This window comes from Saccharopolyspora sp. CA-218241 (assembly GCF_050954615.1).
Classification (GTDB): Bacteria; Actinomycetota; Actinomycetes; order Mycobacteriales; family Pseudonocardiaceae; genus Saccharopolyspora; species Saccharopolyspora cebuensis.
The window spans coordinates 3,932,765-3,959,200 of sequence record NZ_CP191860.1; the positions used below are offsets into that span (position 1 = coordinate 3,932,765).

At 67.1% G+C, this 26,436-nt stretch carries 22 protein-coding genes, 1 tRNA gene and 1 pseudogene; 13 read left to right on the top strand and 11 right to left on the bottom strand.

The window, feature by feature from the left end:
* Nucleotides 1-506 precede the first annotated feature (506 nt).
* From ACQP0T_RS18710 to ACQP0T_RS18730, 5 genes are all read right to left on the bottom strand, one after another.
* The gene (locus ACQP0T_RS18710; protein ID WP_433869260.1) at nt 507-1,550 is read right to left on the bottom strand and encodes a tyrosine-type recombinase/integrase; all 1,044 of its coding nucleotides are present in this window, start codon (nt 1,548-1,550) and stop codon (nt 507-509) included.
* Nucleotides 1,547-2,008 (bottom strand): hypothetical protein, encoded by a 462-nt coding sequence (locus ACQP0T_RS18715; RefSeq protein WP_433869261.1) that lies wholly within the window; start codon nt 2,006-2,008, stop codon nt 1,547-1,549. Before ACQP0T_RS18715 ends, ACQP0T_RS18710 begins: the two co-directional genes overlap by 4 nt.
* A gap of 302 nt (nt 2,009-2,310) precedes the next feature.
* Nucleotides 2,311-5,583 (bottom strand): NACHT domain-containing protein, encoded by a 3,273-nt coding sequence (locus ACQP0T_RS18720; protein ID WP_433869262.1) that lies wholly within the window; start codon nt 5,581-5,583, stop codon nt 2,311-2,313.
* A 1,385-nt stretch (nt 5,584-6,968) separates the two neighbouring features.
* Nucleotides 6,969-7,175 carry a hypothetical protein gene (locus tag ACQP0T_RS18725; RefSeq protein WP_433869263.1) on the bottom strand — a complete coding sequence of 69 codons (207 nt, stop codon included), beginning with the start codon at nt 7,173-7,175 and terminating at the stop codon, nt 6,969-6,971.
* Nucleotides 7,172-7,633, bottom strand: a complete 462-nt coding sequence (locus ACQP0T_RS18730; protein WP_433869264.1) for a hypothetical protein — start codon at nt 7,631-7,633, stop codon at nt 7,172-7,174. Before ACQP0T_RS18730 ends, ACQP0T_RS18725 begins: the two co-directional genes overlap by 4 nt.
* A 267-nt stretch (nt 7,634-7,900) precedes the next feature.
* On the opposite strand from ACQP0T_RS18730, the gene ACQP0T_RS18735 reads away from it, so the two are divergent.
* A complete protein-coding gene (locus ACQP0T_RS18735) occupies nt 7,901-9,565 on the top strand; it encodes a transcriptional regulator (RefSeq protein WP_433869265.1) in 1,665 nt (554 codons plus the stop codon).
* Nucleotides 9,566-10,316: 751 nt separating this feature from the next.
* Nucleotides 10,317-11,050, top strand: a pseudogene (locus ACQP0T_RS18740) (acyl-CoA desaturase).
* 227 nt (nt 11,051-11,277) lie between these two features.
* On the opposite strand, the gene ACQP0T_RS18745 reads toward ACQP0T_RS18740, so the two are convergent.
* From ACQP0T_RS18745 to ACQP0T_RS18755, 3 genes are all read right to left on the bottom strand, one after another.
* On the bottom strand, nt 11,278-11,631 hold the full coding sequence (locus ACQP0T_RS18745) for a signal peptidase I (protein WP_433869266.1): 354 nt from the start codon (nt 11,629-11,631) through the stop codon (nt 11,278-11,280).
* Nucleotides 11,631-13,223 carry a transcriptional regulator gene (locus tag ACQP0T_RS18750; RefSeq protein ID WP_433869267.1) on the bottom strand — a complete coding sequence of 531 codons (1,593 nt, stop codon included), beginning with the start codon at nt 13,221-13,223 and terminating at the stop codon, nt 11,631-11,633. Before ACQP0T_RS18750 ends, ACQP0T_RS18745 begins: the two co-directional genes overlap by 1 nt.
* Nucleotides 13,224-13,364: 141 nt before the next feature.
* Nucleotides 13,365-13,748 carry a helix-turn-helix domain-containing protein gene (locus ACQP0T_RS18755; protein ID WP_433869268.1) on the bottom strand — a complete coding sequence of 128 codons (384 nt, stop codon included), beginning with the start codon at nt 13,746-13,748 and terminating at the stop codon, nt 13,365-13,367.
* A gap of 163 nt (nt 13,749-13,911) precedes the next feature.
* Between ACQP0T_RS18755 and ACQP0T_RS18760 the strand changes: the two genes are divergently transcribed.
* The 6 genes from ACQP0T_RS18760 (at nt 13,912) to ACQP0T_RS18785 (ending at nt 19,559) form a co-directional block, all read left to right on the top strand.
* Nucleotides 13,912-14,133 (top strand): helix-turn-helix domain-containing protein, encoded by a 222-nt coding sequence (locus tag ACQP0T_RS18760; protein WP_433869269.1) that lies wholly within the window; start codon nt 13,912-13,914, stop codon nt 14,131-14,133.
* A complete protein-coding gene (locus ACQP0T_RS18765; protein WP_433869270.1) occupies nt 14,130-14,477 on the top strand; it encodes a WhiB family transcriptional regulator in 348 nt (115 codons plus the stop codon). Before ACQP0T_RS18760 ends, ACQP0T_RS18765 begins: the two co-directional genes overlap by 4 nt.
* A 17-nt stretch (nt 14,478-14,494) precedes the next feature.
* Nucleotides 14,495-14,803 carry a hypothetical protein gene (locus tag ACQP0T_RS18770; protein WP_433869271.1) on the top strand — a complete coding sequence of 103 codons (309 nt, stop codon included), beginning with the start codon at nt 14,495-14,497 and terminating at the stop codon, nt 14,801-14,803.
* Complete coding sequence (locus tag ACQP0T_RS18775; protein ID WP_433869272.1) at nt 14,800-15,504, top strand: hypothetical protein; 705 nt, start codon at nt 14,800-14,802, stop codon at nt 15,502-15,504. The genes ACQP0T_RS18770 and ACQP0T_RS18775 overlap by 4 nt, the downstream gene beginning before the upstream one ends.
* Nucleotides 15,501-17,633: a cell division protein FtsK gene (locus ACQP0T_RS18780; protein WP_433873769.1), complete on the top strand. Its 2,133-nt coding sequence runs from the start codon at nt 15,501-15,503 to the stop codon at nt 17,631-17,633. Before ACQP0T_RS18775 ends, ACQP0T_RS18780 begins: the two co-directional genes overlap by 4 nt.
* A 138-nt stretch (nt 17,634-17,771) precedes the next feature.
* On the top strand, nt 17,772-19,559 hold the full coding sequence (locus ACQP0T_RS18785) for a recombinase family protein (protein WP_433873771.1): 1,788 nt from the start codon (nt 17,772-17,774) through the stop codon (nt 19,557-19,559).
* Here ACQP0T_RS18785 and ACQP0T_RS18790 read toward each other — a convergent pair.
* Nucleotides 19,514-19,598, bottom strand: a tRNA-Leu gene (locus ACQP0T_RS18790). The two genes, ACQP0T_RS18785 and ACQP0T_RS18790, sit on opposite strands and share 46 nt — an antisense overlap.
* A gap of 120 nt (nt 19,599-19,718) precedes the next feature.
* Between ACQP0T_RS18790 and ACQP0T_RS18795 the strand changes: the two genes are divergently transcribed.
* Together ACQP0T_RS18795 and ACQP0T_RS18800 are read left to right on the top strand one after the other, a co-directional pair.
* Nucleotides 19,719-21,074, top strand: coding sequence for a M20/M25/M40 family metallo-hydrolase (locus tag ACQP0T_RS18795; RefSeq protein ID WP_433869273.1), 1,356 nt, complete (start codon nt 19,719-19,721; stop codon nt 21,072-21,074).
* Nucleotides 21,075-21,104: 30 nt separating this feature from the next.
* Nucleotides 21,105-22,073 (top strand): tyrosine-type recombinase/integrase, encoded by a 969-nt coding sequence (locus tag ACQP0T_RS18800; RefSeq protein WP_433869274.1) that lies wholly within the window; start codon nt 21,105-21,107, stop codon nt 22,071-22,073.
* Here the strand turns inward: ACQP0T_RS18800 and ACQP0T_RS18805 are convergent.
* Both ACQP0T_RS18805 and ACQP0T_RS18810 read right to left on the bottom strand, forming a co-directional pair.
* Nucleotides 22,059-22,733 carry a VOC family protein gene (locus tag ACQP0T_RS18805; protein ID WP_433869275.1) on the bottom strand — a complete coding sequence of 225 codons (675 nt, stop codon included), beginning with the start codon at nt 22,731-22,733 and terminating at the stop codon, nt 22,059-22,061. The two genes, ACQP0T_RS18800 and ACQP0T_RS18805, sit on opposite strands and share 15 nt — an antisense overlap.
* A gap of 80 nt (nt 22,734-22,813) precedes the next feature.
* Complete coding sequence (locus ACQP0T_RS18810) at nt 22,814-23,170, bottom strand: hypothetical protein (RefSeq protein WP_433869276.1); 357 nt, start codon at nt 23,168-23,170, stop codon at nt 22,814-22,816.
* Between the two features lie 62 nt (nt 23,171-23,232).
* Between ACQP0T_RS18810 and ACQP0T_RS18815 the strand changes: the two genes are divergently transcribed.
* From ACQP0T_RS18815 to ACQP0T_RS18825, 3 genes are all read left to right on the top strand, one after another.
* Entirely contained in the window at nt 23,233-24,027 is a 795-nt protein-coding gene (locus tag ACQP0T_RS18815; RefSeq protein ID WP_433869277.1) for a glycerophosphodiester phosphodiesterase family protein, read from the top strand.
* Between the two features lie 123 nt (nt 24,028-24,150).
* Entirely contained in the window at nt 24,151-25,557 is a 1,407-nt protein-coding gene (locus tag ACQP0T_RS18820) for an MFS transporter (protein WP_433869278.1), read from the top strand.
* A 484-nt stretch (nt 25,558-26,041) separates the two neighbouring features.
* Entirely contained in the window at nt 26,042-26,380 is a 339-nt protein-coding gene (locus tag ACQP0T_RS18825; RefSeq protein ID WP_345361770.1) for an RNA polymerase-binding protein RbpA, read from the top strand.
* The last annotated feature ends 56 nt before the right edge of the window (nt 26,381-26,436 follow it).

Genomic DNA, 26,436 nt, shown 5'->3' on the forward strand with positions numbered 1-26,436 from the left:
CGGTGCGGACCGCCCCCGTGGCGTCCTGGAGCACCACACCGCCACCCGTTGCGATCCCTCGTGGGGGCGGTGCGGACCTTGGTCTCCGCCGCGGATCTCTACCGGCCCGCGCACCAGGGTTGCGAACCCCTCGTAGGGGCAGTGCGGACTCCGCGCCTTGTCCCTCGCGATGGCGTGGTGCAGCGCGTTGCGACCCCTCGTAGGGGCGGTGCGGACGCCCAGACACTCGGCGACATCGCCCAGTCCTACCGGTTGCGACCCCTCGTAGGGGCGGTGCGGACCCGAGGGTAAAACTGCTGCTCATCGAGCCTCGCTTTTGAGTTGACGCGGGTCCGGGTGCAGCGGGGCACTGGTTGTGCAGCCTACCGCGATGATTCTCTGAAGCCGACGTACCGGTCGGAGATCACGACTTCCCGGTCAGTAGCTCAACGACGACGACGCAGGCAAGACGTCTGTGCCCAGGGCTCGGGGCGGAGGCCCCGGTCAAGGCCCCTGCCCCGAGCTGGTTACCGCACCGGCGGATCAGCGCGAGCTTGATCGGGTGGGGCGAGTGGGTGTGGTTCGCCGGTCAGGGCGGCGAGGGCTGCGGCGATTTCGTGGAGGCTGGCGCGGATGTAGGTGGTCGTGGTGCCGCTGTCTCCGCCGGTGTTGTCGGTGTGGCCGGCGTAGGCGCGGGCCACCGCGTAGCCGAAGTGCCGCTCGACCCAGGTGAGGGTGGTGTGGCGTAGCCAGTGGGTGCTGATCTGTTGCGTGGCCACCCACGGGAGATGTTCGCCGAGGCGTTTCCACAGGTGGTCGTAGCGACGCGTGGTCAACGCCGCACCCGACCGGTATCGCAGCAGCGGACCCGAGGCGTCGCCCGCGCCGCGCTGCCGGTGGTGCTCCTGAAGATGCCCCATGAGGGTCGGGGAGACCGGTTGCCACCGCACCGTGTCCCCCTTCTCCTGCAACATCACCAGGCACTGGTCCGGGTCGAGATCACGAGGCCGTAGCGCCAGTGCTCCGCCGCGTCGGCAGGCAGTTTCCAGGTGGAGGCGCAGCAGGAGGGTGTCGAGCCCGGGGTCGTTGCCCGTGGTGGCCGCGACCCGGTTGATCTCGGCCAGCCGGGCATCCGGCAGTCCCCGGTGGGTGCTGGGCAGGCGGCGGGGTTTGGGCACCTTGCGGGCCGGGTTCGCCGACTCCGCCACGATCCCGTCGGCCACCGCGTGCCGGTAGACGCACCGCAACGCCGCGATCAGGTGCTCGGCCGCGCTCCGGCCACCACGCGCGTTGCGGCGCACCACGACCTCGGCCCGCACCTGTTCGGCCAAGTGCTTGATCTCCAACGGCGTCGGCTCGTCCAGGCGGCGCTGGCCCCACTTCTCCACGACCCGGTTCCAGTACGAGCGATACACCCGCCGCGTCCCCGCCGACACCGCCTCGGCCACCCGCGGGACGTACTCGGCGAACGTCGGCGCCGGGACGGCGGGCTCGCCCAGCAGGTCCTGCGGGCTCACACCCAACCGCGCCAGCAGCAGCCGCGCCGCCTCCACATCAGGCCCGGCGTTCATCGGGGATCACCCCCGACCAGCCCGGTGTGCACCGGCCTCAACGCGGCCTCCACCACCACCAGCGCGTGCACCACCAAGACCTCACGGCCGGGGTCGGCCACCAGCAGCACCCGGTCACCGCACCGCAGACCGCTCCCCGCCCGCACCGCCGCGGGCAGCACCACACATGACCGCGGCGACACCCCGTGCACCGCTAACGGGTCCGGCCACAGCACCACCGACCCCGGCACCGCCCGCATCGCCAACGGCTGCCCGGGCCGCCAGCCCAGGGCACGCAGCACCTCGCGGTCCAGCACCCGGCCCGACGCGTCGACCCGGCCCATCCCGTGGACGAACTCCACCGGCACCGCCTCGGCCACCGCCGTCACCGGCAACGCCGACCGCACCGGCACCCGCCCGGCCTCCCGGCGTTCCTGTCCGACCGGGGGCACGAGACCGGCCACGACGTCCTCAGCCACGGCCACCACCCGACCCGGGCCGGACGCCACGCGGGGCGAAAACACGACAACCGGAGTGGCTGACCAGCCACTCCGGTGTAGAGTCCAACGACAACTCTCGCTGGGGAAATATCACGCAGATGCGTGTCGGAGGACGGACTTGCGCACTATCCACACGGGTCCGGCTGCCGAGCAGCTAGCGCGGAGGGCAGGAGAGCACCTGTCGCTCCGTGTCGTGACAGCGATGCCCGTCACCACAGTGCATGTACAGCGATAGAAAGCACCCCATTTGGCGTAATATGCTGGGACCTTCAACCCTAACTCTAGGGCCAATCGACAATTTTCACGCCAGGCCCCAGCCTGTCCAATCCTGCGCGCGTACGAGTAAATCGATCCAACCTTAGTTCGATTTCCAAATCAGCCAATGGGCTCAGATCAATATCGGCCGACATGTTAAGAATATGCAGGCTATGCAAGTGGGCAATCTGCGCGAGAGGCGAGAGATCGATTTTATTGGAATTCTGCAGCATTATCGATCGGATCGGCAGCTTCGCAAGCGGCGTCAGGTCAACGCCCTCAAAACCGGAAAGATTAATGTGGGCCACAGAAGGAAACGATTCAGGCAGCATCGAAATATCACCTTCTCTACCCGCACGAAATTCACCTTTTTCGCCCGAATAGAATAAGGCCAGCCGTATAACGCTTTCCATTGGGGCTAGATTCTCCAATGCTCGCTCCTTGCAGCCCTCAAGCAGGAGACTCGTCAAGTTTAGATGACTAATTGGTGCAAGGTTTTCCAGCCGACTTAAACCGAACACGACTAGACTGTCCAGATTTCGCATTTGCGAGAAAAATTCTATAGATCGCCACGGCGATGTAGGAGTCAAGGTGAGCGACCTTAGCTCACGCAAATGATGTAGCGCGCTCGTATTAGCGAAATTTTTCGCGCTTCGAATTTCGAGGGTCTTGAGATTTACATGTTCACTTAGCGGCCGAAGATCTAGATTCTGGTCCCTCATGCAAAATAGTGACAAATTCTCTAGCGATGGAATCCCTGTCAACAATTTAAGATCGTCAATCGGTTCATGATAAGGGAGCTCTACCGCCAAGGACGTAAGCGCCTGTAGGCTTGTTACATACGGCAAGAAACGACGGGAATGCACCGCAATCCTTCCTTTGTTCAGGGGGGATTGCGCAAGTACCGAATCGGCAAATCGCTCGGGCTCAAAGTACTGCCACGCTTTCTCAATCTGGAGTTGTACATCAGACCGCGGATCTAGTGCGTAGCTAGCCAAGAGAGGAAGAGCGTCAGCAATTCCCGTCAAGGCTGCAGTACGGACCGTCGCCGCCGCTTTGGCATCGGATAATTGACTCAGATTGTCGGGAAGGTAACGCAGCACACGATGCCCTACAGCGGCTAATGATCCTGTCTCACGGAGGTCTCGCGGCGGCACGAGCTTTTCTTCCACCATAGCATCAACGCGTGAGCGGACTGTAGGATCGATATCCTGCACTGTCTCTAAGCAAGCGGCGGCAAGCAATCTGAGATGTCTGGCTTCATTGCGATCCTCCTCTGACCGGTTCAGAATCCCGTTAAGCAACTGACTTGCTTGTTTGGCCGTCGCGTGACCGCATGCCATTACTATAGTTTCCCACCACGTATCGAGATGCGCGTGCCCGATCAGCGTTTCCACGTGGTGCTGCTGGATAGCTTCATCTGCTGCTAAGTATTCCTGAAAGGTACGGTGGACAAAATCCACTTTTCCAGGAATCGGTGCGCGAATTACACCACTGCGCTCCAGCAAGTGTTTAAGTAGTGTTTTCGCATCTCCGGTCACATTGGGCATGCCCGGCAATTTGCGTTCCAAGTGCTCCAACGCATCAGAAGCCGATAATTCAATGCGGTTGGCTAACGTCAGACGCCAGGCAAGATCTCGTAGTAGCACCCTTTTCTCTGGGTCGCTAAGCAGACCCGTGATGCCGCGTTCGGCATCACGTAGATGCAACAACATAGCCAATGCCTTGGCGTAGAGGTCCATCCTATTGCGAGGAAGTTCCGAGCGGTGTGCGAGATTCAACGCACAGAGCATTGCACATAGCAGCGGAGTCGCGGCGAGCTCACGCAGGTGCTCCCTCTCTAGCTGACCACGCAGCCTGCGTTCAGCTGCGGCCACGTTGTACTCCGTGCCTGCAGCGTTGGCGGCCTCGTGCCATCGCCCGACAAAACTGAGAACGCTCTCGGGAGTCATCGGCTCCAGCGTTACCGTGGCGAAGTTCTCGTCAGCGAGCCATCGATGATCGGCCGCAGCGGTACGTGCGGTGACTACAACTCGAGTTTTTGGAAAGCTTTGCACCAACTCGCGTAGCCATAGCTTTACGGCGCGACGCCGCGACGCCGGGACCTCATCTACTCCGTCAATCAGAAGCATAGCCTTGCCCGCACGTAACTGACGATGCGCCCAGCCGGCAGGCATCAATTCGGCAATCGTACCTGCGCAGTGCCGTACGAACTGTTCAGGAGACGGCAGTTCCCCTGACGCGAAGCTGCGCAATCGTATTGGGAATGGAACGCAACCGTTCCAATCGCTCAATGATCCGCTGAACTCACCTCTTGCCGCCCTCACAGCGAGCCAGTTCAGTAAGGTGGTTTTACCGGAACCTGCATCACCGCGCAGTAATGTCCGAAATTCGCCCGCCATAGCTGCTTCGACTGGAACGCCCTCTGCCTCTCTCGGCGTCGCGATTTGCTCAAACCAACTATCTGCTCGCACCTTGTTGAGGCGTCGGACGTTGCGTGTACGAACTGGATCACTAGAGACGCTGAGGCTAAGGTACGCGACAGTTAATGCGAGCGTGGGTTGATCGTCACCCGGTAGGCCCAGCAACTCGAGCCGATCGAGGTTTTTCGTTAAGAAGCGTAGGTACTCATTGCGGAAACTCGCATCTTGATCAGTTCCGCGCGGCGCATGCAGGCTTGTCTTTGGGGTGCGCGCTAGTAGCATATCGAGTTGCTCAGACTGCGAAGAAAGACGCCCAAGAACTTCGGCGAGCGCCGCAGGTTGAAACGGCGGCAAATAGCGGATTACCTGCACCAAATGTCGGCATGCCTGGTCAAGTGCCAACTCATACAACGCGCCTGCCCGCTCCGAAAGGAGGCTGGCCTTAGCGCGGCCAGGAAATTGTTCTCGCAGCCTCCGGGCAAGTTGCTCTGGATCTGCGTCGGCTTCAAAAAGAGCGTCATCTGACAAATCCGCTTGGTCTAGAACGTCCACGACGGCGAGAATCGCCGCGTTTACCTCATTTTCAGGCAGCGTACTGAACCGCTGGACCAGTACCGGTGTCAACTGTTCGGCAACCTGATAGCCAATACGCTGAACCAGATTGTCCAGCTTATTCCGCTGCAAGGGGCTTTTAAGTTCTGCTTGTGCCAACTCAGCCAGGCTGGCGCCACGCTCAAATGCCGCACGGCGTCGCTGTAACCAGGTCCTCGCGCCATAAGCTGCTACGGTGCCGCCAACCTTCATTGCGGCGCTCTCCAACCCAGTGATGGCATCCTCCTCGTCAGAATCAGCTTGAAGGTACTGCAACCTTTTCAAGTCCGCGTGTGGAACTGTACCGTTTCACGGTACTTTCTGGAGAGCCGTTGGAAATTTCCGGGAAGCAGCAGGGTCATTGGTCCATTCGAGTGATCTGACTTCTGCCTACCATGTCTTAGGACAGTACAGGAGGAGACATATGATGACCTGCGGAAACAAGCGAAGCCAAAGGAACGGGTCTTACGGCGTAGACTGAGAGCCACCAGGCGAACCGTCCGCCGAACCTCCACAGGCCCGTCCGGCGTCAGACGCATTTGACATTCGGTTTCGGCCGCACGAGGTCAGTTGGCGAGCGTCCTCATGGCCGTCCCAGTGTCCCACCGAACCCATGTCTGGGACAGCTCGACGGACAGGAAGACGGCGTCTGTGAACTGCAAAAAGCAGCCACCCGGCCCGGGTGGGACGGACGTTGCTATGTGTCCCAACGCGTCCCGGGGGCTCCGGATAGAGCCTGAACATGGCAGCAGAAGTTCGGACATGGACTTCCGTCCATTCGGTCCACCCATGCCGAGCCGTCATCGGTAGGTAGGCGGCACGATCTCCACTGGTTCCGCACGCTGATCGGGTCGGTACGTGGGTCAGCGCGCGGTCGTGTGCCAGTCCAGCAGTCGAAGAAGGGCTTCCTTCCTCGTTCGACACGGACGGTCCGAGACTCGTGTCAGCATCGGCCCGAGCGCGTGCCACTTCTTACCCGTGATGCCGTCTGCGTCCAGGTACCCGAGCAGACGCGGGTTCTCCTCGAAGCCGCAGAGGACGACCCATCGCCCTGTCTGGGTAAAGTCGGAGAACCGCTCCAAGTGAACCGTTTCCAGCTCTACTGCCTCGTTACGGCCGATGGGGTCAGGCGCCGCCCTCCCTCAGGAATTTCGACCGCGTCGTCCGCTGCGGTCTCCTGCTCATGCTCGACAGCACAGCCCTGATTATCTGTAACTCTTTTCGTGACGTCCGCCTTGGCGTGACTGACCACCGTTTAACGCTTTTGAGCCTGCCCCGAGACACCGTGTGCGTTGGCGAGGTCGGTTGCGGCGACGAGCAGCTCCCGAATCGCCTGCCGAGGGTCTCCCCCGCTGCTCATCGCCCGGCGGGCGGCCACCATCGCGTTGTCGGCCCGGTCCAGCGACTCCCAAGCGTGCCCGTCTCCCACCTGCAAGCGAGCTCGCCGCGCCCGTTGCCGACATGCAGGCCCGTGGTATCGCGCCCGCCGTCCGCGACCTGCGCCCGGCGGCAACTCCTCGCCACACCCCAAGCACATACCAGCAGCCATCGAACAGCCAATCGTGACATGTTTCGTGACAACGATCCGCACTCTCGCCGGAGTCACGAAACATGTCACGGAAGACTCGTTGGTCGGCGCGGCAGCGAGCACGGCCGAGCCGTAGATGCGCCTACAGGCGCAGCAGCCCGTCCAGCACCGCCCGGAGCAGCTCCAGCGATGGGTTCGCGTGCCCGCCGTCCGCAGGTCGGTCCGGCACCGCAGCGGGCAGAATGCTGGTCGGTAGGTCCGGGTTGAGGTCGCCACGCCATGCGGTCACGTACCCGTCTGGCTCGCAGTTGAGGCGGTGACGTCCCACCGGTTCGGCGAGCGTGGTCATCGCTCGACCGCGACGTTCGTACTACCCTCGCGGACGAGCACGGCAAGTTGGTCCAGCGTCTTCGCGAGCAGCTCGCGTTCCTCGGATCCGCAACGCCCCTGGGGTAGGTAGTAAGCGGCGTCATCGAGCAGCCATTGCGCCTTTCGGAGAACCACCGCAAGCCTGCTGTCTTCGGATGACTGCGCTGGCTCGTCCCGGTCCTTGCCCGCGTCCGTTGCTGCCATGAGCCTCAGCAGGCAGACGTTGCAGGGAGCGCAGGGGCGCGCCTTGCCCAGCTCCGGTGCGCTGCTCGGACCGGTTGTTTCTTCGACGTCGGTCGGGTGGAACTTCAGGCGGCACCACGACTGGATCGCTTCATCATCGCTGGTCGCCGCCGCGCAGTGCGCAACGCGCAACGACTCGACGACAAGTCCCGGTTTGATCTGGAACCATTCCACTTGCTCTGCCGCCACGTTCACCGCATGCCCTCCCATCCTGGAGGACCACGGCCAGAGCCGAATCGCCACACAATCCGGCTGTGGCCGTGGTCCGTGTCCGGCGGCGCTCGGGGCGCCGCAGCGACGCCGCCGGACGACTTGGGGGTAACCGCCGGTAGGCGGCCCGTGTCAGACTGAAATCATGCTTGCATCAGCGCTCCATCAGCGGAACGTCCTGAATACGACCTGCTGACGACATACGACGACCCGGAGCGCGGACGGGAGATCGCCATGCAGAGGGCGCGGACAGTGCTCGAACTGAAGATCAGGGAGCGACGGCAGACGCTTCAGGAGTTCGCCGAGTTCGCCGAGGCGTTCGCGCGCGACCACAACGAGCCCGGCACGCTCAGCGCCCGCCACCTGCAACGCCTGGCGGCAGGACGCGGGCCGAACGGCCGGCCACTCGGCCGACTCCGCCCGTCGACCGCCCGGCTGCTCGAACGCATCTTCAGCCTTCGCATCGATGAGCTGCTGGCCGCTCCCACGTCGCCATCAGACGACGCCACGGTCCGGGAGCACGAACAAGCCGCAGCTTCACCATCGATGCTCGGGCAGCTCGGGACCAGTCACCGCGACTCGACCACGCCTGCGGTGCAGACGCCGGAAACCCGTGTCGACATGGCGAAGTCCTTTGCTTGGCTGGACGAGTTCGCGGGGTGGACGCCTGAGACGACTCGTCGACGGGTGATGTCGCAGCTCGGGAAGCTGAACACCGATGACCTGCTCACCCGGCATGCGCGGCGCGACAGAGTCCGCCGAAGTGAGATCGCGCGCGTGCTGTCCGACTACTACGGGCACGAGCCTGGGTATGAGCTGTATCGGGTGAACGACGGGCGCCGGGACATCACGACGAGCCTCCTCACCCGGCACGACTGGCTGGATCTCGCGTGTCCACTCGGACAGGGGCACGATCACCTGTCCTTGAGCACCGCGCCCGGTGGTTCGCGCGCGTCTGGATCAGGCGTGGACCACGCGGTGCGTCGGCTCGCCGAGGCTGCCGCGCTGGGCGTGCGCGTCGCGAATGCGCCTCTCTACCGGCTGCTGGACATCGACGTCGGGGGCGGCACGATCGCTGGTTCCGCCGGTCTCGCACCGTTCGCCGAGTACGCCGCGACCCTGGACGTTCTTGAAAAGGAACTCATCGACTCGATTTCCGAAGGCACCTCTCCTCAGCCTGCCGCGTTGCCACTGCGAGACAGGTATCTCCCAGACCTCGCGTCTGTTCTCGACCTCTCAAGCCGACTGTGCGCGGGCGGCATTCTCGCATTGTGCGCTATCGCTCGGCCTGCTGACCCCTATCGCGGCAACAGGGATTACGCACTTCTCATTCAACAACGCTCGGATCATGTCCTGAACGCCGCGCGCCGACTGTCTGTGATCCCGAAGGGTTTCCACCAGCCCATGACGGACGTCCATGCGGACGCACAACTCCGGACCACCCTGCTTCGCGAGATGGAAGAGGAGCTGTTCGGGCGAACGGAAGTCGACAACACGATGGACGTGTCACGCGCGGCGGCACCCTTGCACCCCGGCCGATTCTCCGCGCCGATGCAATGGCTCACGGAGCGGCCCGACCGCATGCGGATGGAATGCACGGGATTCGGCTTGAACCTCGTGAGTGGAAACTTCGAGTTCGCGTGCCTGATCGTCATTGACGATGAAGAGTTCTGGGACCGCTACGGCGGGCAGGTCGAAGCCAACTGGGAAGCATCCGGCCTGCGTCTCTACTCCACACTGGATGATCAGCTCGTCGGTGAGCTGATCGCCGACGAGTCCTGGAGCAACGAGGGCGTTTTCGCGCTCTTGCAAGGGATTCGACGGCTACGTGAGGTCGGCGACGACCGCGTGAGCCTGCCAGCCGTCGAGCCTAGCCCGGGGCTTTCACGGCGGTGTGGGATCGGCGGTGTGCCGTGAACGGAGAATTGTGCCCTGAACTACGATAAAACGGCTTGCTGAAGATCGCATCGGTCGCGGATTCAGGAGCACCATTCAGGTGAGTCAGTGTAGTCCGCCGTACCCGCGGCTGGCCGCGGACGGGTCGGGTTCGGGTGTCGTGTCGCAGGCTGGGGCGGTACTGGCTGTCACAGCCGCAACAATGGGCGTGACCAGCGGATTGTCCGAAGCGTTATCGCCCTGGCCGAAACCTCTCGCGATCCATGATCTAAGCAAGATCTCGTTGGATCTCGCGATCGCGGTCGCTGTGGGCGTTGACTGCCTGCCGACATCGGCCTGGTGCGGATCGAGGCGGGCGTGTTCGGTCCTGTGGCCCCGTATCCGACCGTGACTCGGCTGATCACCACACTGGCCGAGGACACGGGCCAAGCAGTGACGACCGTCCGGACGGCGCGCGCGGCAGCCGGGAAGTAGCGGGCGTTCACCCTCGTGTGCTGCGCCGTTGGTTGTAGCCACAGCGGTTTCCAGGCTTCGTTGAGACAGTTGGGATCGTTACCGCAAGGCGAGGAGCGCTGTCGTGGAAGCTGAAATCACCGGCCCCAAACCGCTGCTGACCGGACGCCGGGGGCTGGCCCCGCACCTGTCGGTCTATGTGTTCATCCTCGGCCCGTTTCTCGCGCTGCTGGCGGCGGTACCCATCGCCTGGGGCTGGGGTCTGCGCTGGTGGGATGCCGCGCTGGCAATAGGCTGGTACGTGCTGACCATCCTCGGCGTGACCGTCGGTTACCACCGGTACTTCACGCACGGCGCGTTCCGAGCCAAGCGCTGGCTCCGCATCACGCTCGCGGTGGTGGGGAGCTTGGCGGTGCAGGGACCAGTCCTGCACTGGGTGGCCGACCACCGCCGCCACCACGCATTCGCCGACCGAGAGGGCGACCCCATTCGCCGTGGGCATTCGGCACCTCACCGGTCGCGCTGGCGCGTGGATTCTGGCACGCACACATGGGCTGGGTGTTCGACCGCGACAAGACCAACCAGCAGCGGTTCGTACCGGATCTGCTGGCCGACAAAGACATCCGTCTCGTCCACCGGTTGTTCGGGCCGCTGACCGTGCTGACCTTCGCGCTGCCAGCCCTGATGGGTTTTCTGATCACCGGCACCGGGTGGGGTGCGGTGACCGCGTTCTTCTGGGCGGGGCTCGTGCGAGTATCGTTCCTGCACCATGTGACCTGGTCGGTGAATTCGATCTGCCACCTTATCGGCCAGCGGCCGTTCCGCAGCCGCGACAAGGCGGCCAACTTCTGGCCATTGGCGATCGTGAGCATGGGCGAGTCCTGGCACAACTTGCACCACGCCGACCCGACCTGTGCCCGTCATGGCGCGCAGCCGGGTCAGATCGACATCTCAGCCCGTGTCATCTGGCTGTTCGAAAAGGCCGGCTGGGCCTCCTACGTCCGCTGGCCCAGTCCGCAACGCCTGGCCCGCCTCAGCGCCACCGCCGGTTGACTGACGGTGGCTTCAGCGGAACAACCGCAGACCGACTGCCCGCCATGCCCGGCAAACGCGCCTCCGATTCGCAGCCCACTGGCCCTACACTGAGCTGATCAACACCACGCTGGCCCGCCTACAACGCAGCTGACCAGCATCAACCCGACCCTACGACCAGAAACCACGATCAAAAACCCGATCCAAGCCCGCACAGGCCAGCACACCCACCGCGCGGACGATCCGGGCTAGTTGGACGCCGACGGCCAGCGGACGGTGACGACGACCGAATCCGTGATCGCTTCCCAGAAGTGATCGATGCCAGGTCCCCAGACCACGTAATCACCCTGCTTGACCAAATCGGCGATGCCCTCGGTGAGGTGCAGCCGAAAATTGCCCTCCACGAGCAGGAGCATGGTCGTGCGCTGGTCATCGTTCGTCCAGTCGGGGCGCTTTTCCCCAGCCGGGTGGATTCCCCACTTCACTTCGACGTCGTTCGTCGAACGGACACCCTCGGATGGATCGATGAAATGACCGAGAATCCAACCGCGGGTTCCTTCGCCATCTTCGGCGGCGTTTCCGTGGTGCCAATTGCGAGTCATCAGCGCACCTCCCAGTCGATCGTCGGCAAACTCACCCGGTCACCGCCGATTCGCCGGAGGCGCCGAAGACCCTGCAACAACGCGAACAGTCCTTCGTTGCTCCAGGCTACATCACCGATCAGTTCGGCCAGAATGTCCCCGTCCAGACTGGAATACTGGCGCAGCCCGGCGGCTTCCCAGTTGGCTTCGATCCGGCCACCGTAGCGCGTCCAGAATTCCTCGTCATCGATCACGATGAGGCTGGCGAATTCGAAGTTTCCGCTCAGCAAGTTCAAGCCGAATCCGGTGCATTCCATCCGCAGCCGATGCGGGTCTTCCATCAACCAGCGCATCGGCTCAGACAGGCGGCTGGGGTGCATCGGATCGGCGGCCCGCTGGTCGGCAACGGTGTTGTCGATGTCGTCGCGGCCGAACAGTTCCTCTTCCATCTCCCGCCGCAGGGTCGCGCCGACCTGCGCGTCGGCGCGCAGGTCCGTCATGGGCTGGTGGAACCCCTTGGGGATCACGGCCAGTCGGCGCGCGGCGTTGAGGACGTTCCCCGAGCGTTCCTGCACCAGGAGAACGTAATCCGCTTCACCTCGAAATGGACTGGAAGGCCGAGCGACCGCGCACAACGCGAGCGGACCACCCGCGCAGAGCCGACCCGAGACATCGACCACGGACGCCACGTCCGGCAGATACCTGTCTCGGAGCGGCAGGGCTTCGTGCGGGGCCGGACCATCGGCCGCGATCGCATCGACCAGCTCCGCTTCGAGCAGGTCCATGGTCACGGCGTAGTCGACGAACCGCGTGACGCCGACAGCGCCACCGATCGATCCGGCCGACACGTCGACGTCCGTCAGCCGGTACAGCGGCATGTCGACGAGCCGGGTTCCCATGGCGAGCGTCTCGGCCAGGCGCTGCGCGGCGCGTCCGGCGGACTCCGCGTCCAGCGTCATATCCGCAGTAGCGCTCGTGACCGCGAGCCGATCGTGGGACGCGATCAGCGGACAATCCAAGTCCAGCCAGTCAGCGCAGGTCAGGACGCTGGTTTCCGCCTCGACTTCGGTTCCGTAGTGGGCGCTGTACCTGCCATGGCCGTCCTGTCGCGTGCCGTAGTAGCGCCCCAGGACTCGGGCGATATCGCGTTGGTCCACGCGCCCGCGACGGCTCGCCCTGCTGTGCAGCTCGCTCACGTCCAGCCGAGCCAGCCGCGCCGCTACCTCTCTCCGGCTGGTGCCGGGTTCCCACTCGGCGTGCTGATCGAGCCACTCCAACGCTGCACCGATGTTGGGGTCATCGCTCAACCGCAGTTCGGCGTCAGCAGCCGCTTGGTCATCGACCGACGCCTGGGCCGGAACGGCATCCGACGGCGGGTCCGCCTCCTCCGCCAGCTTGGCGAACCGCGCTTTGACCGGCGCCGAAGCCTGTTCGAGCGCCGTGTCCAGCAGTTGTTGCATTTCGGACTTCGGCCGCAAGGTCGGCTTCTTGTGCCACCCGCTGACCGTCCGCACGGCAATTCCCAGATGCTCCGCGAACGCCTCATTGCTCATCCGTAACGCGGCTTGCAAGGCGCAGGCCGCGCGGCCCGTCCAGCCGGTCACCAAATCCATCGCGCCGCGCCTCCCGCAGATGCTTTGTGCGTCGATCCTGCATTGGTCCTGCACTGGATGTGCATCGGCGATGCATGGGTTGCCCGCCGGGTTCGCATTGGAATTGGAGGCATGGAAAACGCCTCAGCCGACGACCAGCCGCTAGCGATTCGCGCGGACATGTTCGAGCACCGTCGCCAAGTCGCTCTTGAGGTCGTCGAGACGTTCGTTGATCTCGCTCACACGCTCGTCGAGTGCGTCCAAACGGGACCACACCGTGTCCGGTCCGGCCGTGGCCGGCTCCGCGGGCTCCGGCGGTTTTCGACCGTGCAGCAAGGAAAACAAGTGCTGCGGGTGCCAGCCGAGCGTCACGGACAGGGACTCCAGCGTGCGCGAACTCCGGCGGCGCTCGACGACGTGGTGCTGGATCTCGCGAACGATCGCCTGCGAGACGTGCGAGCGTTCCGCGAGCTCGCGCTGTCGCCAGCCGAGTTCGTTCACCCGCTCGTTAATCGCCCTGGCGACTGCCGCCCAATCTTCCGACACGTACTCCTCCGCGCTCCGCCTCGGCGCTGAGGCTACCGGTTCCGTTCCCCATTCCGTGACGTGACAGGGCGCTAGTTCCGCGCCATGGACCCTTTGTGCCTATTGAGCGCTGAAATCATCAGTATTTCGATGAAATCAGCTCATTTGGAAGGACTTCTTTCTGATGCGGACCACCATGTCCCACGCCGGACGCCCGGCTTTCTACACCGTCCGAAAGGCCGCCTTGATTCTCGGCCTCGCCCCTTCGACCCTCCACCGCGCGATCCGGCTCGGCACGATTCGCGCCGAGCGCCAGAAGGGCCGCCTGGTGATCCCGACCGCCGAGCTGAAGCGGCTGCTCGGCTCGCCCATCGACGCCGACCAGCAGGCCGGAGGTCACCAGTGACCGAGAACAGCAGGCTGATCGACATCGCACGCCAGCTCGCACGCCTGCGCCGGGTGCCCACCGCATCGCTCGCGGAGATCGTGCAGCGAACCGGAAAGTGCTGGTGGGAGACCTACGAAGGTGACCCGCCGTGGGCTGCGGAGTACCTGACCGACCGCGCCCTGGCCGCGCTGCTGTGCGCGGGCTGCCCGGTCCAAGACGAGTGCCTGGAGCTGGAGCTTCGCACCCATGGAACCCACACCGTCGGCGTGTGGGGAGCGCTGCCCGAGGACGACCGCCGGGCGCTGCTCCAGCACTGGCCCTGGACCGATGACCGCCCCGAGGAAGGGGGTACCGCACGATGACCTTGCAGTTGACCCCCGTGGAAATCCTGGCCGCACTCGGCGGACTGTTCGCCCTGGTCATGGTGTGGCGGACGAGTGCGCGCGCCACCCGGCGTGCTGCCGAAGGCGCCAAGGCCGGTGTCCGGCTGATGTCGCTGGCGGGCCGCGTGATCGCTACGGCCGCCGCGATCGTCGGCGTGCAGTGGATCGTGATCGCACACCCCGGCAACACGACGCTGCTGCTGGCCGTGCTCGGGGTTCCGGCGTTGTTCGCCTCGTACACGCTGACCAAGGCGTTGACCGTGACGACCACCGACGTCCCTCAGCAGCGGAAGGGTCGGCGATGAGGGACCACACGCCCGCGAACGGTGGGCGGCGGCTGCCGCCCACCTTCGCCGACGCCGAAACGGTCGAGAACGTGCGCAAGCAGGTGGACCGCCTGTGCTGGACCGGGATTCTGCTCGGGTTGGCGTTCACCATGGTCAACGTCCAGCAGTTCGCCGCAGCCGGATCGCCGCCGTGGTCGCTGCCGTGGCTCGCGGCGTGGCTGCTCGATCCGATGGTGTCGCTGGTCCTGCTGGCGATCCTCAGGGCCGAGCAGGTCACCGCCCGCTACGGCATCCGCACCGGCGGATGGGTGCGCGCCGCGAAGTGGTTCACGCTCGCGGCCACGTACGTCATGAACACCTGGGCGGCGTACGCGGACCGGGACGCCGACATGGTGGTGCTGCACTCGGTGCCCCCGCTGGTCGTGTTCGTCGCGGCCGAGGCCGTGACCGACCTCCGCGACAAGCTCACCGAAGCCACCCGGACCGCGTTCACGAACGCGGCGGCCGGTGACACGAGCGCTGAACGGGCACCTGCGATCGACCGCGCGCCGGACACCAAGCGGCGGACGTCCTTCGACGAGTACCTGGACCGAGCGCGGACCGCGTGGAACCCGGACGTGACCGTGACGCCTGCCTGGATCAGGGAGGTCACCGGCTGCTCGCGCGGTCTGTCGTCCCGGCTCGCCGCCTCGCTCGCCGAGGAGGTGACGCAGCAATGAACGATTCCACGCAGTCCCGGGAGGTGGAGCCGCACATCTTCGACGCCGAACTGGTCGACGACCTTCCGACCGAGGCGCGGCCGACGTGGTGGCGGCGCTTCGTGAACTGGTGGCGGCGTTCACCGCACGTGCCCACACCCCTGAAGTCGCGCCACGCCTTGAAGCTCGCGGCCGTGGACGGCTTGGCGTTCATGCTGCGGTCGCCGTGGCGGTTCGTCAGCGCTGTCGGGCGCGGCACCGTGGCCGCCGCGCGCGGCTGGCGTCGGTGGGTCCGCGTACACGACTACCGCGACGCTGCCGAGCAGTCCGAGAAGCTCGCCGACAAGTTCACCGAGATCCGCGCGTTGACCCTGTTCCGGTGGAAGGTGACCGGCGCCGTGATCCTGGCTGCCGCAGCAGCGGCCACGGTCGCCTACGTGCTGTACGACTGGCATGGCCTCTGGCTCGCGGCCGGCATCGGCGCGGCAGCGCTGGCGGTGTTCGGCCGCCGGAAGGACGGTGCCCCCGGACGCAAGCCCGTTCTCGCCGGTCCGCGGACGCTGACCTGGACGATGGACTCCCAAGCCCTCGTCGACGCCTTCCGGGACGCCAAGCTGATCGGCAAGGACGAGTCGCTGCGGCAGGTCGAGCGCCCCGCTCACGACGGATCGGGCTGGACGGTCACCGTCGACCTTCCGGCCACCCGCAAGGCGGCGGACGTCATCAAGCACCGGGAAGCGCTCGCTTCGGCGCTGGCCGTCGACGAGTTGCAGCTCATCGCCGAGCGGGTGCGCGGGAGGGGTGGCCACGCCGGGCGGGTCTTCCTGTGGGTCGCCGATGAGGACCCGTACTCCGGACCGCCGTTGCGGTTCCCGCTGCTGGATGTGGAGTCCTGGGATGCCTGGCGGCCCGTCCCGTTCGGGCGCGACGCGCGCAACCGCCGCGTCGACCTGCAACTGGTGTGGACGTCCCTGGTCGTCGGAGCGATCCCCCGGCAAGGCAAGACGTGCGCCACTCGCCTACCGGCGGCGGGGCTGATCCTCGACCCGTACACGCGGCTGTACGTCTTCGACGGCAAGGGCGGGAAAGACTGGCGAGCCGCCGAAGCGGTCGCGCACCGGTACGTCTGCGGAGACGAGCAGGAGCACACCGAGGCAGTCCGGGACCACCTGGTCGAGCTGGTCGCCGAAGTCCAGGCGCGGTTCTCCCGGATGTCGACCCTGGACGACGACATCTGCCCGGAATCGAAGATCACGCCGGACATCTCGCGGGACCGCGACCTGGGGATGCCGCTCACGGCGGTGATCATCGATGAGGTCCAGGTGTACTTGGAGAACCCCACGCGGGAAGAGATCGAAGGCAAGAAGACCACGCTCGGCGCCTACATCGCGGACCTGCTGACCTACCTCGCTCGCAAAGGCCCGGCCGTGGGCATCGTGGTCATCCTGGCGACCCAGCGCCCGGACTCGAACACGATCCCCTCCCGGCTGCGCGCCGTCCTCGGGTCGCGCTTCGCGCTGCGGGTGATGGACTGGCGGGACTCCAACATCGTGCTCGGCGAGCAGATGAACACGCGCGGGTTCGACGCTTCCACGCTCCTGCCGAGCCACAAGGGCGTGGGCATCCTCCGGCCCGACGGTGATACCGACACCGGGGCCGACACGCTCGCGACGACCGCCCGGACCTACTACCTGACCAACGCGGAATGGCGGTCCCTCTGCGAACGCGGCCGGTCGCTTCGGGAAGCAGCCGGAACGCTGACCGGGCACGCCGCTGGCGACGACAGCCCGCGACCGATCGACCGGTCCGCCGTCGTTCGCGCGCTGGGCAGCAGCGCCGCCGAGAACGGCCCACCGGCCGACCTGCCGGAACCGCTCGCGTCCGTCGTCGAGTACCTCGGTGCCGACCTGGATCAACGCGACTTCGTGCCCACCGCCGAGCTGACCGACGAGCTGGACGTGGACCCGATCACGTTCGCGCGCCGGATGGGCGAACTGGAGTGCCGACCGACCCGGCACCGAGTCCCCACGGACGACGGCGACGTCCGCCGGGTGCGGGGCTACTTCACCGCCGACATCCGGCGGGCGATCGATCGAGTCCAACCTGACGAAATCAGCTCCGACGATGCTGCGGAGGCTGACACCGGATGAGCACCGGCGACCAGGACCGACGCGACGTCACAGTGCAGACACCCACCGATTTGCCTGTACTGACGCCGGAAGCGAGCCGCATACTGCTGGGCATACTGGTGGAGCTGACCGAGACCGAAACACCGACGAGAGGATCACATGACTGCTGAAATCAGCGGCGACCCGTGGAAGGTCCTGGACGATCTCCTGGGCGTCGAGATCGCCGAGACCGCCGACGCCGGGATCGGCCCGGTGGCCTTCTACGGTCGCTGCTCGACCGAGGACAACCAGGACCCGGAGACCTCCCACGGCTGGCAGCTCGGCAACGCTCAGAAGTTCGTCGAACCGCTCGGCGGGCAAGTGGTCGCCGAATACTTCGACGTGGGGCAGTCCCGCTCGGTGCCGTGGGAGCGCCGCGACGCCGCTTCGCGACTCCTGGCAGCGCTGAAGGACCCTTACCGGGGTTGGGACGCGGTGGTCGTAGGGGAAGGCACGCGCTGCTGGTTCGGCAACCAGTTTTCGCTGATCGCACCCCGCTTCGCCGCCTACGGCGTCGACCTGTGGGTGCCCGAACTCGGCAGCCGATTCGACGACCGCAACCCCTCCCATAAGATGCTGATGAGCGTGCTCGGCGGCATGAGCGAGTCGGAGCGCCAGCACATCCAAGCGCGGGTGCGCGCGGCAATGGACGCTCAGGTGCTCAACGAAGGACGTCACCAAGGCGGCCGAGCGCCCTACGGCTACGTGGTCGCCGACGGCGGACCCCACCCCAACCCGCGCAAGGCGGCCGAAGGCCACCGGCTGAAAGTCCTGGAGGTCGACGAAGCCTCAGCCGACATCGTGCGGCGGATCTTCACCGACTACCTCAGCGGCAAGGGTGACCGGGCGATCGCCAACGGGCTCAACCGCGACGGCGTGCCTTGCCCGTCAGCGCGGCGGCCGGACCAGAACCGGCACCGGCTCGCCGACGGTTGGCAGGGAAGCACCGTCCGCGCCATCCTCGACAACCCCCGCTACACCGGCTACGCATTCTTCGGACGCTGGACCAAGCACGAAACCCTGCTTGACCCGGACGATGTCGCGGCAGGGCACGTGACCCGGTTCCGCCGCTCCAGCCCGGACCGCATCGTCCGCTCCCGGACACCCGCGCACCCGGTGATCGTGCCCGTCGAGGACTTCGCCCGCGCCCAACTGCTCCGCCGGTCGAAGTCCTCCGGTGGGCTGCGCACCGCGCGCAAGAGCGAACGCAGCGGACGCCCCACCAAACGCACCTACCTGTTCCGAGGCCGCATCCGTTGTGGAGTCTGCACCCGCAAGATGGAGGCCAGCCCACGCGCGCACGGCATGTACTACCGGTGCCCTGCCCGCACCCTGGCACCCGGCTCCCCCGCCTTGGCCGACCATCCGCCCGCCGTGTACCTCCGCGAGGACCTCATCCGGGACGCCGCCAACGGCTGGATCGGCCACCTGTTCGCACCCGACAACGTCGACGAGACCGTCCGGGCGCTGCTCGCGTCACAGCAGGCGCCCACCACCGCACCCAGCAGGGAGAAGGCCAAGCACCGGCTCACCGAGGCCGAAGCACGGCTGCACCGCTTCCAGTCGGCGATCGCTGCCGGGGTCGATCCCGAAGCGCTGACCGAGGCGATCAACGAAGCTCAAGCCGAACGCACCGCCGCACGAGCCGAACTCAACAACACCCCGGCACCGAACGCGATCACCGACGGGGAGATCTACGCCATGATCGACGCACTCGGCGACGTCGGCGCCGCACTGTCAGACGCCAAGCCCGAGCGGCTAGCAAACCTCTACCAGTCCCTTGACCTGCACATACGCTACGAACCGACCGAACGAGCGGCCCAAATAGAAATTCACCCGGCGGACCGGGTGAATAGTAAGCGTGTCGGAGGGGGACTTGAACCCCCACGCCCATTAGTAGGGCACTAGCACCTCAAGCTAGCGCGTCTGCCATTCCGCCACTCCGACGCCCTCGGGGCGGCCCGCTTTCCCGGGCTGCCCCGCTGTGTTGTGCCACTAGATTAACCTACCGCCGTCCGGGTCCCGCAGGCACCCCCCTGATCGCGTGCCGGGTGGTAGAAAAGCCTGGTGAGTGAGCACAGCGACCCCAGCGCCAGCACTGACCAGGACGCCGGGCTGCGGCGGGCCGAGGACGAGGTCGTGGAGCTGGCCAGCGACCTGATCCGGATCGACACCACCAACACCGGCGACCCGGCCACCGTGGTCGGGGAGCGCGCGGCGGCGGAGTACGTGGCGGAGAAGCTCACCGAGGTGGGCTACGAGGTGACCTACGTCGAGTCCGGTGAGCAGCCCGGGCGCGCCAACGTGATCGCCCGGCTGCCCGGCGCCGATCCGTCCCGCGGCGGGCTGCTGGTGCACGGTCACCTCGACGTGGTGCCCGCCGACCCGTCCGAGTGGTCGGTGCATCCCTTCTCGGGTGCCGTGCAGGACGGGTACGTGTGGGGGCGCGGCGCGGTCGACATGAAGGACATGGTCGCGATGAGCCTCGCAGTGGCGCGGCGATTCAAGCGCGACGGCATCGCTCCGGACCGCGACATCGTGTTCGCGTTCCTCGCCGACGAGGAGGCGGGCAGCTTCCACGGGTCGCAGTGGCTGGTGGACCACCGGCCGGAGCTGTTCGAGGGCTGCACCGAGGCGATCAGCGAGGTCGGCGGCTTCTCCGTGACGCTCAAGGACGGCGTCCGGACCTACCTGGTGCAGACGGCGGAGAAGGGCATCCGCTGGCTGAAGCTGCGGGTGCGGGCCCGCGCCGGGCACGGCTCGATGGTGCACCACGACAACGCGGTCACCCAGCTGTCCGAGGCGGTGGCGAAGCTGGGCAGGCACCGCTTCCCGATCGTGCTGACCGATTCGGTCCGCGAGTTCCTCGACGGCGTCACCGAGCTCACCGGCTGGGATTTCCCGGAGGACGACATCGACGGCGCGGTGGCCAAGCTCGGCAACCTCTCCCGCATCGTCGGCGCCACCCTGCGCGACACCGCGAACCCGACGATGCTCACCGCCGGCTACAAGCACAACGTGATCCCCTCGGTGGCCGAAGCCGCGGTGGACTGCCGCATCCTGCCCGGCCGGGAGGAGGCCTTCGACCGGGAGCTCGCCGAGCTGCTCGGTCCTGACGTGGAGCGCGAGTGGGTCGAGCTCCCGCCGGTGGAGACCCGGTTCGAGGGCGCGATCGTGGACCGCATGTCCAGCTCCCTGCTCGCCGAGGACCCGGCCGCCACCATGCTGCCGTACATGATGTCCGGCGGCACCGACGGCAAGGCGTTCTCCCGGCTGGGGATGCACTGCTTCGGCTTCGCCCCGCTGAAGCTGCCCGCCGGGCTGGACTTCTCCGCGCTGTTCCACGGGGTCGACGAACGGGTACCGGTGGAGGGCCTGCGGTTCGGCGTGCGGGTGCTCGACCGGTTCCTCCGCGAGGCGTGATCGGCGACGAGCTGACGAGGGAGGCGCGTGGTGACCGGATCGGTCGCGCACTGGATCGAGTCCTACTTGGAGCACGTGCAGGCCAGGAAGCTGGCGGCGAACTCGTTGCGCGCCTACCGGCGGGACCTGGAGTCGGTGGCCGGTGAGCTGGCCGAGCTCACCGGCGACTCCGGACTCCCGGTCGCCGAGCTCGACCCGGCGGTGCTGCGGTCGGCCTTCGCCCGCTTCGCCGCGAGCCGCTCGGCGGCCACCGTCACCCGCGCCTGGTCGACGTGGAACGGCCTGTTCGGCTTCCTGGTCGTCGAAGGCGCGGTGGCGGGCAACCCGATGCAGGTCGTCCCGCGGCCCCGCAGCGCACCGCCCGCACCGAAACCGCTGCAGGGCGAGGACACCCCCGAACGGCTGCTGCGCACCGCCGCGTCCGACGGGCGCAAGGCCCGCAACCCCTGGCCGGAGCGCGATGTCGCGGTGCTGGCCACGCTGCTGTGCACCGGGGTGCGGTCCGCCGAACTGCTCGCGCTGCCGGTCTCGGCGCTGGCCGGCCGCGCAGGCGACCGCCGAATCCAGGTGCGCGGCAAGGGCGGCAAGAACCGGTCGATCCCGATCGAGGACGACCTGGACGAGCTGATCCAGCGCTACCTGACGACGCGGCGCGCGCGGTTCGGCGGCAGGCTGCCCGGTGACGCCGCGCTGTGGGTGGACCACCGCGGCGAGCCCATGCGGCGCGGCGGCTTGCAGTACCTGGTCAACCGGACCTTGCGCGCGGCGGGGATGTCCGACCGGGTGCAGCGGGGCGCGATGGTCCACGCGTTGCGGCACACCTTCGCCACCCGGCTGGCCGAGGACGGCGCCAACGCCGCGGAGATCGCCAAGCTGTTGGGGCACGCCTCGATGAACTCCAGCCAGAGCTACATCGACGTCACCGCGCGCGAGCAGCGCCTGTCGGTGCGCGCCAACCGCACCCTGCGGGTGCTGGGCGAGCTGTCACCGCGCGGCTGATCCGCCCCAGCGCTCGACGGCGGCCAGCCCGATGGTGCCGTCCAGCGAATCGGTGACCAGCAGGACCTCGCCGAGCACCGGGTGCGCGCGGCGGCGCGCGCTCGCGCCGACCTCCACCGCCCGGTCCTGGGCCCCGGCGAGGTCGGCCACCGCGAAGTAGCAGAGCCAGCCCGCTCCGGCGGCACCATCCGACCGGCCCGCCAGCGGCCGGTCGTCGACGAGGTAGTCGGCCCCGGGGTAGTCGGCACCGGGGGATTCGGCGCGCACGGCCCAGTTCAACGTCTCCGCCCAGAACGCGTCCGCGCGCCCGGGATCGGCGGTGGCCAGCTCGACCCAGCACGGTTCGCCGGGGCGCGGGCGCGGTGCGTGCGGGCCGTGCTGGGCGCGTCCCCGCACCACCAGCGCGATGGCGTCCTCCGGACCGGTGAGCGAGCCGTCGTGGGCGGCGCCGGCGAACACCGGGCGCCAGCCGTTCGGCTCCCCCGTCCTGGGGGTGCGCACCGACGCGCAGCGCCGCTCCCCGACCCAGCAGTCGAGGGCGCCGTCATCGGACGCCACGGGCACCCAGCCCAGCAGGTCCTGGTAGCGCAGGACCGATGCCAGCGGGTCGGCGGTGAGCAGCTCGGCGCGGCGCAGACCGCGGGCGGGGCTTGGCAGCACGACGTCGTTCCTCAGGTTCGGGGAAGTCCTCATCCTGTCGTCGGAGGCGATCGGCCACAAGGCTCCGATCGTCGGCACCCCTACCGCAGCCGTTCGAGCTCCCCGACCATGTCGACGACCTGGGCGGCCAGCTTGCGCAGCTCCTCGCCGCCGGCCCCGTCGTCGGCGGCGGTGACCACGTCCTCGGCGGCGCAGCGGACCTGGAACATCCGGTCCTGCAGGTCCGCGAGCTCGGTCGCCGACAGCACCACCGCGTCCTCCGGCAACCCGGTGCGCTGGACCGCGCCGCGACGTTCGTAGGCGCGCTGGCGGCAGGACTGCGCGCAGTAGGTCCGCGGTCGTCCCTGCTTGGCCGCCTGCGGGATGCGGCGTCCGCACCAGGCGCAGTGCCGGGCGGTGGGGCTGCGGTCGGGGAAGGCGGCGGGCGGCGGTTCCACGGTGGAGCACGCTAGCGGGGCCGGGCTGGGCGGCGGAACCGGCACGCCGGTCGGGCACAGTGGTGGGCGTGACGCATCCTTTCCTGCTCGGTCCGTGGCCCCGCGCCTTCGCCCACCGCGGGTGGCACCTGGACGAGTTGCACGGCATGGAGAACTCGCTGAGCGCTTTCCGCCGGGCCGCGGCGGAGGGCTACCGCTACATCGAGACCGATGCGCACGCCACCGCCGACGGCGCGGTCGTGCTGCACCACGATCCGACCCTGGACCGCACCACCGACGGGCGCGGCGCGATCCGGCGGCTGCCGTGGTCGGCGGTGCGCACCGCGAAGGTCGGCGGGGTCGAGCCGGTCTGCCGCCTCGAGGACGCCTTGGAGGAACTGCCGGAGACCTACTTCAACATCGATGTGAAGGCCGACGAGGCGGTGGAGCCGGTGCTGCGGGTGCTGGCGGCGCACGACGCCTGGGACCGGGTGTGCCTGGCGTCGTTCGAGCAGCGCCGGCTCGACGCGCTGGTGCGTTCGGCCGGTCCCGGCCTGCTCACGTCGATGGGCAGGCGTTCGGCGGCGCTGCTGTGGGCGGGTTCCCGGTGGGGCGGCTGGCCGTTGCGGCGCCTGGTGACGGGTGGTGCGGCGCAGGTCCCGCCCGGGTTCGGACCGGTCCGGGTGGTCGATCGCCGCTTCGTGCGGCAGGCGCACCGCTGGGGCATCGAGGTGCACGCCTGGACCGTCGACCACGAACCGCGGATGCGCGCGCTGCTCGACCTGGGGGTGGACGGGCTGGTCACCGATCGACCGGACGTGCTGCGCGACGTGCTGCGCAGCCGCTACGGCCGGACCCAGCCCGATCTGCACGCGTGAGCGCCGGGCGCGGAACGATTGCGTGGAACTACGCATTGTCGTCGCCGCCCGCCCCGGTGCGACCCTGGAGCCAGTACAGTCCGCTTGCCCCTTTCAGGTGAAGATCGCGGAGGACCGGACGGTATGGGCGTGACGGACAGCGGACTCCCCCCGGATGCGGGGCGGCGCCGCCGGGAGCAACGCGGCTGGTGCTGGTACGACTGGGCGAACTCGGTGTTCCCCACGTCGGTCACCACCGTCTTCCTCTCGCTCTACCTCACCTCGGTGGCCACCCGCGCCGCCCAGGCGGACGTCGCCCGCAATGGACCCGACGCCTGCCCCGCGGGCGACGCGCTGAGCCGCTGCGACATCTCGCTGTTCGGCCTGGCCTTCCCCGCCGGGTCGCTGTGGGGGTACCTGCTGTCGGCGGCGACCGTGATCCAGGTGCTGGTGCTGCCGATCACCGGGGCGATCGCCGACCGCACCCAGCGCAAGCGCACCATGCTGGCCGCGTTCGCCTTCGGCGGGGCGCTGACCACCGGGCTGCTCGCGCTGGTCGCCGGGCAGAACTGGCAGCTCGGCGTGGTCCTGTTCGTGCTCGCCAACATCTGCTTCGGCGCCTCGGTGGTGGTCTACTACTCGTTCCTGCCCGAGATCGCCGACGCCGACGAGCGCGACCGGGTCTCCTCGCGCGGCTGGGCCTTCGGCTACCTCGGCGGCGGGCTCGCCCTGGGCACGCACTTGATGATCTACCTCGGGCACGACGCGGTCGGGCTCGACGAGGACGCCGCGGTGCGGCTGGTGTTCCTGTCCTCGGGCGTGTGGTGGGCGCTGTTCACGCTGCTGCCGCTGGCGGCGCTGAAGGGCCACCGGCCGGCCCCCGGGGCGACACCGGCGGCCTCGGCGATCACCGGCGGGTTCCGCCAGCTCGCCACGACGCTGCGGGAAGCGCGGCTGTACCCGCTGACGCTGGCGTTCCTCGGCGCCTACTGGATCTACACCGACGGCATCTCGACCGTCACGCAGGTCTCGGCCCAGTACGGCAACCTGGAGCTGGACCTGCCGCAGGACTCGCTCATCATCACGTTGCTGATCGTGCAGTTCATCGCGTTCGTCGGCGGGATGCTGCACGGGATGGCGGCGCGCCGGATCGGCGCCAAGAAGACCATCATGATCAGCCTGTGCCTGTGGCTGGTCGTGCTGGTGGCCGCCTACTTCGTCCAGGCCGGGCAGGAGTTGCAGTTCTACGGGCTGGCCGTGGGCATCGGCCTGGTGCTGGGCGGCACCAACGCGCTGTCGCGCTCGGTGTTCAGCCAGATGGTGCCACCGGGCAAGGAGGCCGAGTACTTCTCGCTGTACGAGGTCGGCGAGCGCTCGACGTCCTGGCTGGGCCCGCTGGTCTTCGCCGGGATCGGCCAGGCGACGGGCTCGTTCCGGCTGGCCATCATCTCCCTGGTGGTGTTCTTCGCGGTGGGGTTGGTGCTGGTCGCGCTGGTGCCGGTGCGGCGGGCGATCGAAGCGGTGGGTAACCGGCCGCCCACGATCCTCTGACGGGGGTCATGCGCATTGGGTAATCGGGCGTGCTCACCGTGCCCGTCGGGATGCGTTGCTCCATGCTGGTGACGTGATCAACAGAGGTCATCTGTGCTGGCGGAATATGCCGGTACGCTGCGTCGTGGCGGCAACACAGCGAGATTCGTTACGCGGCGTAGTGAGTTCACTTCGTTGTCACACGTGCGTGATCGTGATTTCCATCCCACTAGCCCAACAACTACCCACCCACGTTTGGCTTAAGTGACACTTCGTCTGGCACTATCACCCGTTCGAACGCACGTTGAGATTGCCCGTGGGATAACGCGTCACGAACGCCGGACGACAGCATCTCAAGGGAGAAGGACGTCGTTGACGGGTGAACAACGTCACCGACGGCTACCAAACGCATCACACCGGGAACAGACGCCGGGCCCGCCGTCGTTGCACTCGGTGAGCACAACCGCCCGGGTACGCCGCCCGGGCCGAAGTGAAAGGAACCGTCATGGCCGATCGCGTTCTGCGTGGCAGCCGGCTCGGAGCGGTCAGCTACGAGACCGACCGTAACCACGACCTCGCACCGCGCCGGACGGTGCGCTACGCCTGCCCCAAGGGCCACGAGTTCGAGGTGCCGTTCTCCGACGACGCCGAGGTCCCGCCGACCTGGGAGTGCCGCCTGCACGGCACCGAGTCGAAGATCATCGACGGTAGCGAGCCGGAGCAGAAGAAGGCCAAGCCGCCGCGCACCCACTGGGACATGCTGCTGGAGCGGCGCACCATCCCGGAACTGGAAGAACTGCTCAACGAGCGGTTGGAGCTGCTGCGCGCACGGCGCGGCGCCTGACCGGCTCCCACCACCGTGGAGCGCCTGGGTCGACGACCCAGGCGCTTCGTGCTGGG

Coding starts and splice junctions, on each gene's coding strand:
- ACQP0T_RS18710 (WP_433869260.1), bottom strand. CDS start 1,550: ATGAACGCCGGGCCTGATGTGGAGGCGGCGCGGCTGCTGCTGGCGCGG.
- ACQP0T_RS18760 (WP_433869269.1), top strand. CDS start 13,912: ATGCGGACCACCATGTCCCACGCCGGACGCCCGGCTTTCTACACCGTC.
- ACQP0T_RS18780 (WP_433873769.1), top strand. CDS start 15,501: ATGAACGATTCCACGCAGTCCCGGGAGGTGGAGCCGCACATCTTCGAC.
- ACQP0T_RS18825 (WP_345361770.1), top strand. CDS start 26,042: ATGGCCGATCGCGTTCTGCGTGGCAGCCGGCTCGGAGCGGTCAGCTAC.
- ACQP0T_RS18775 (WP_433869272.1), top strand. CDS start 14,800: ATGAGGGACCACACGCCCGCGAACGGTGGGCGGCGGCTGCCGCCCACC.
- ACQP0T_RS18725 (WP_433869263.1), bottom strand. CDS start 7,175: ATGACCACGCTCGCCGAACCGGTGGGACGTCACCGCCTCAACTGCGAG.
- ACQP0T_RS18820 (WP_433869278.1), top strand. CDS start 24,151: ATGGGCGTGACGGACAGCGGACTCCCCCCGGATGCGGGGCGGCGCCGC.
- ACQP0T_RS18785 (WP_433873771.1), top strand. CDS start 17,772: ATGACTGCTGAAATCAGCGGCGACCCGTGGAAGGTCCTGGACGATCTC.
- ACQP0T_RS18745 (WP_433869266.1), bottom strand. CDS start 11,631: ATGACTCGCAATTGGCACCACGGAAACGCCGCCGAAGATGGCGAAGGA.
- ACQP0T_RS18750 (WP_433869267.1), bottom strand. CDS start 13,223: ATGGATTTGGTGACCGGCTGGACGGGCCGCGCGGCCTGCGCCTTGCAA.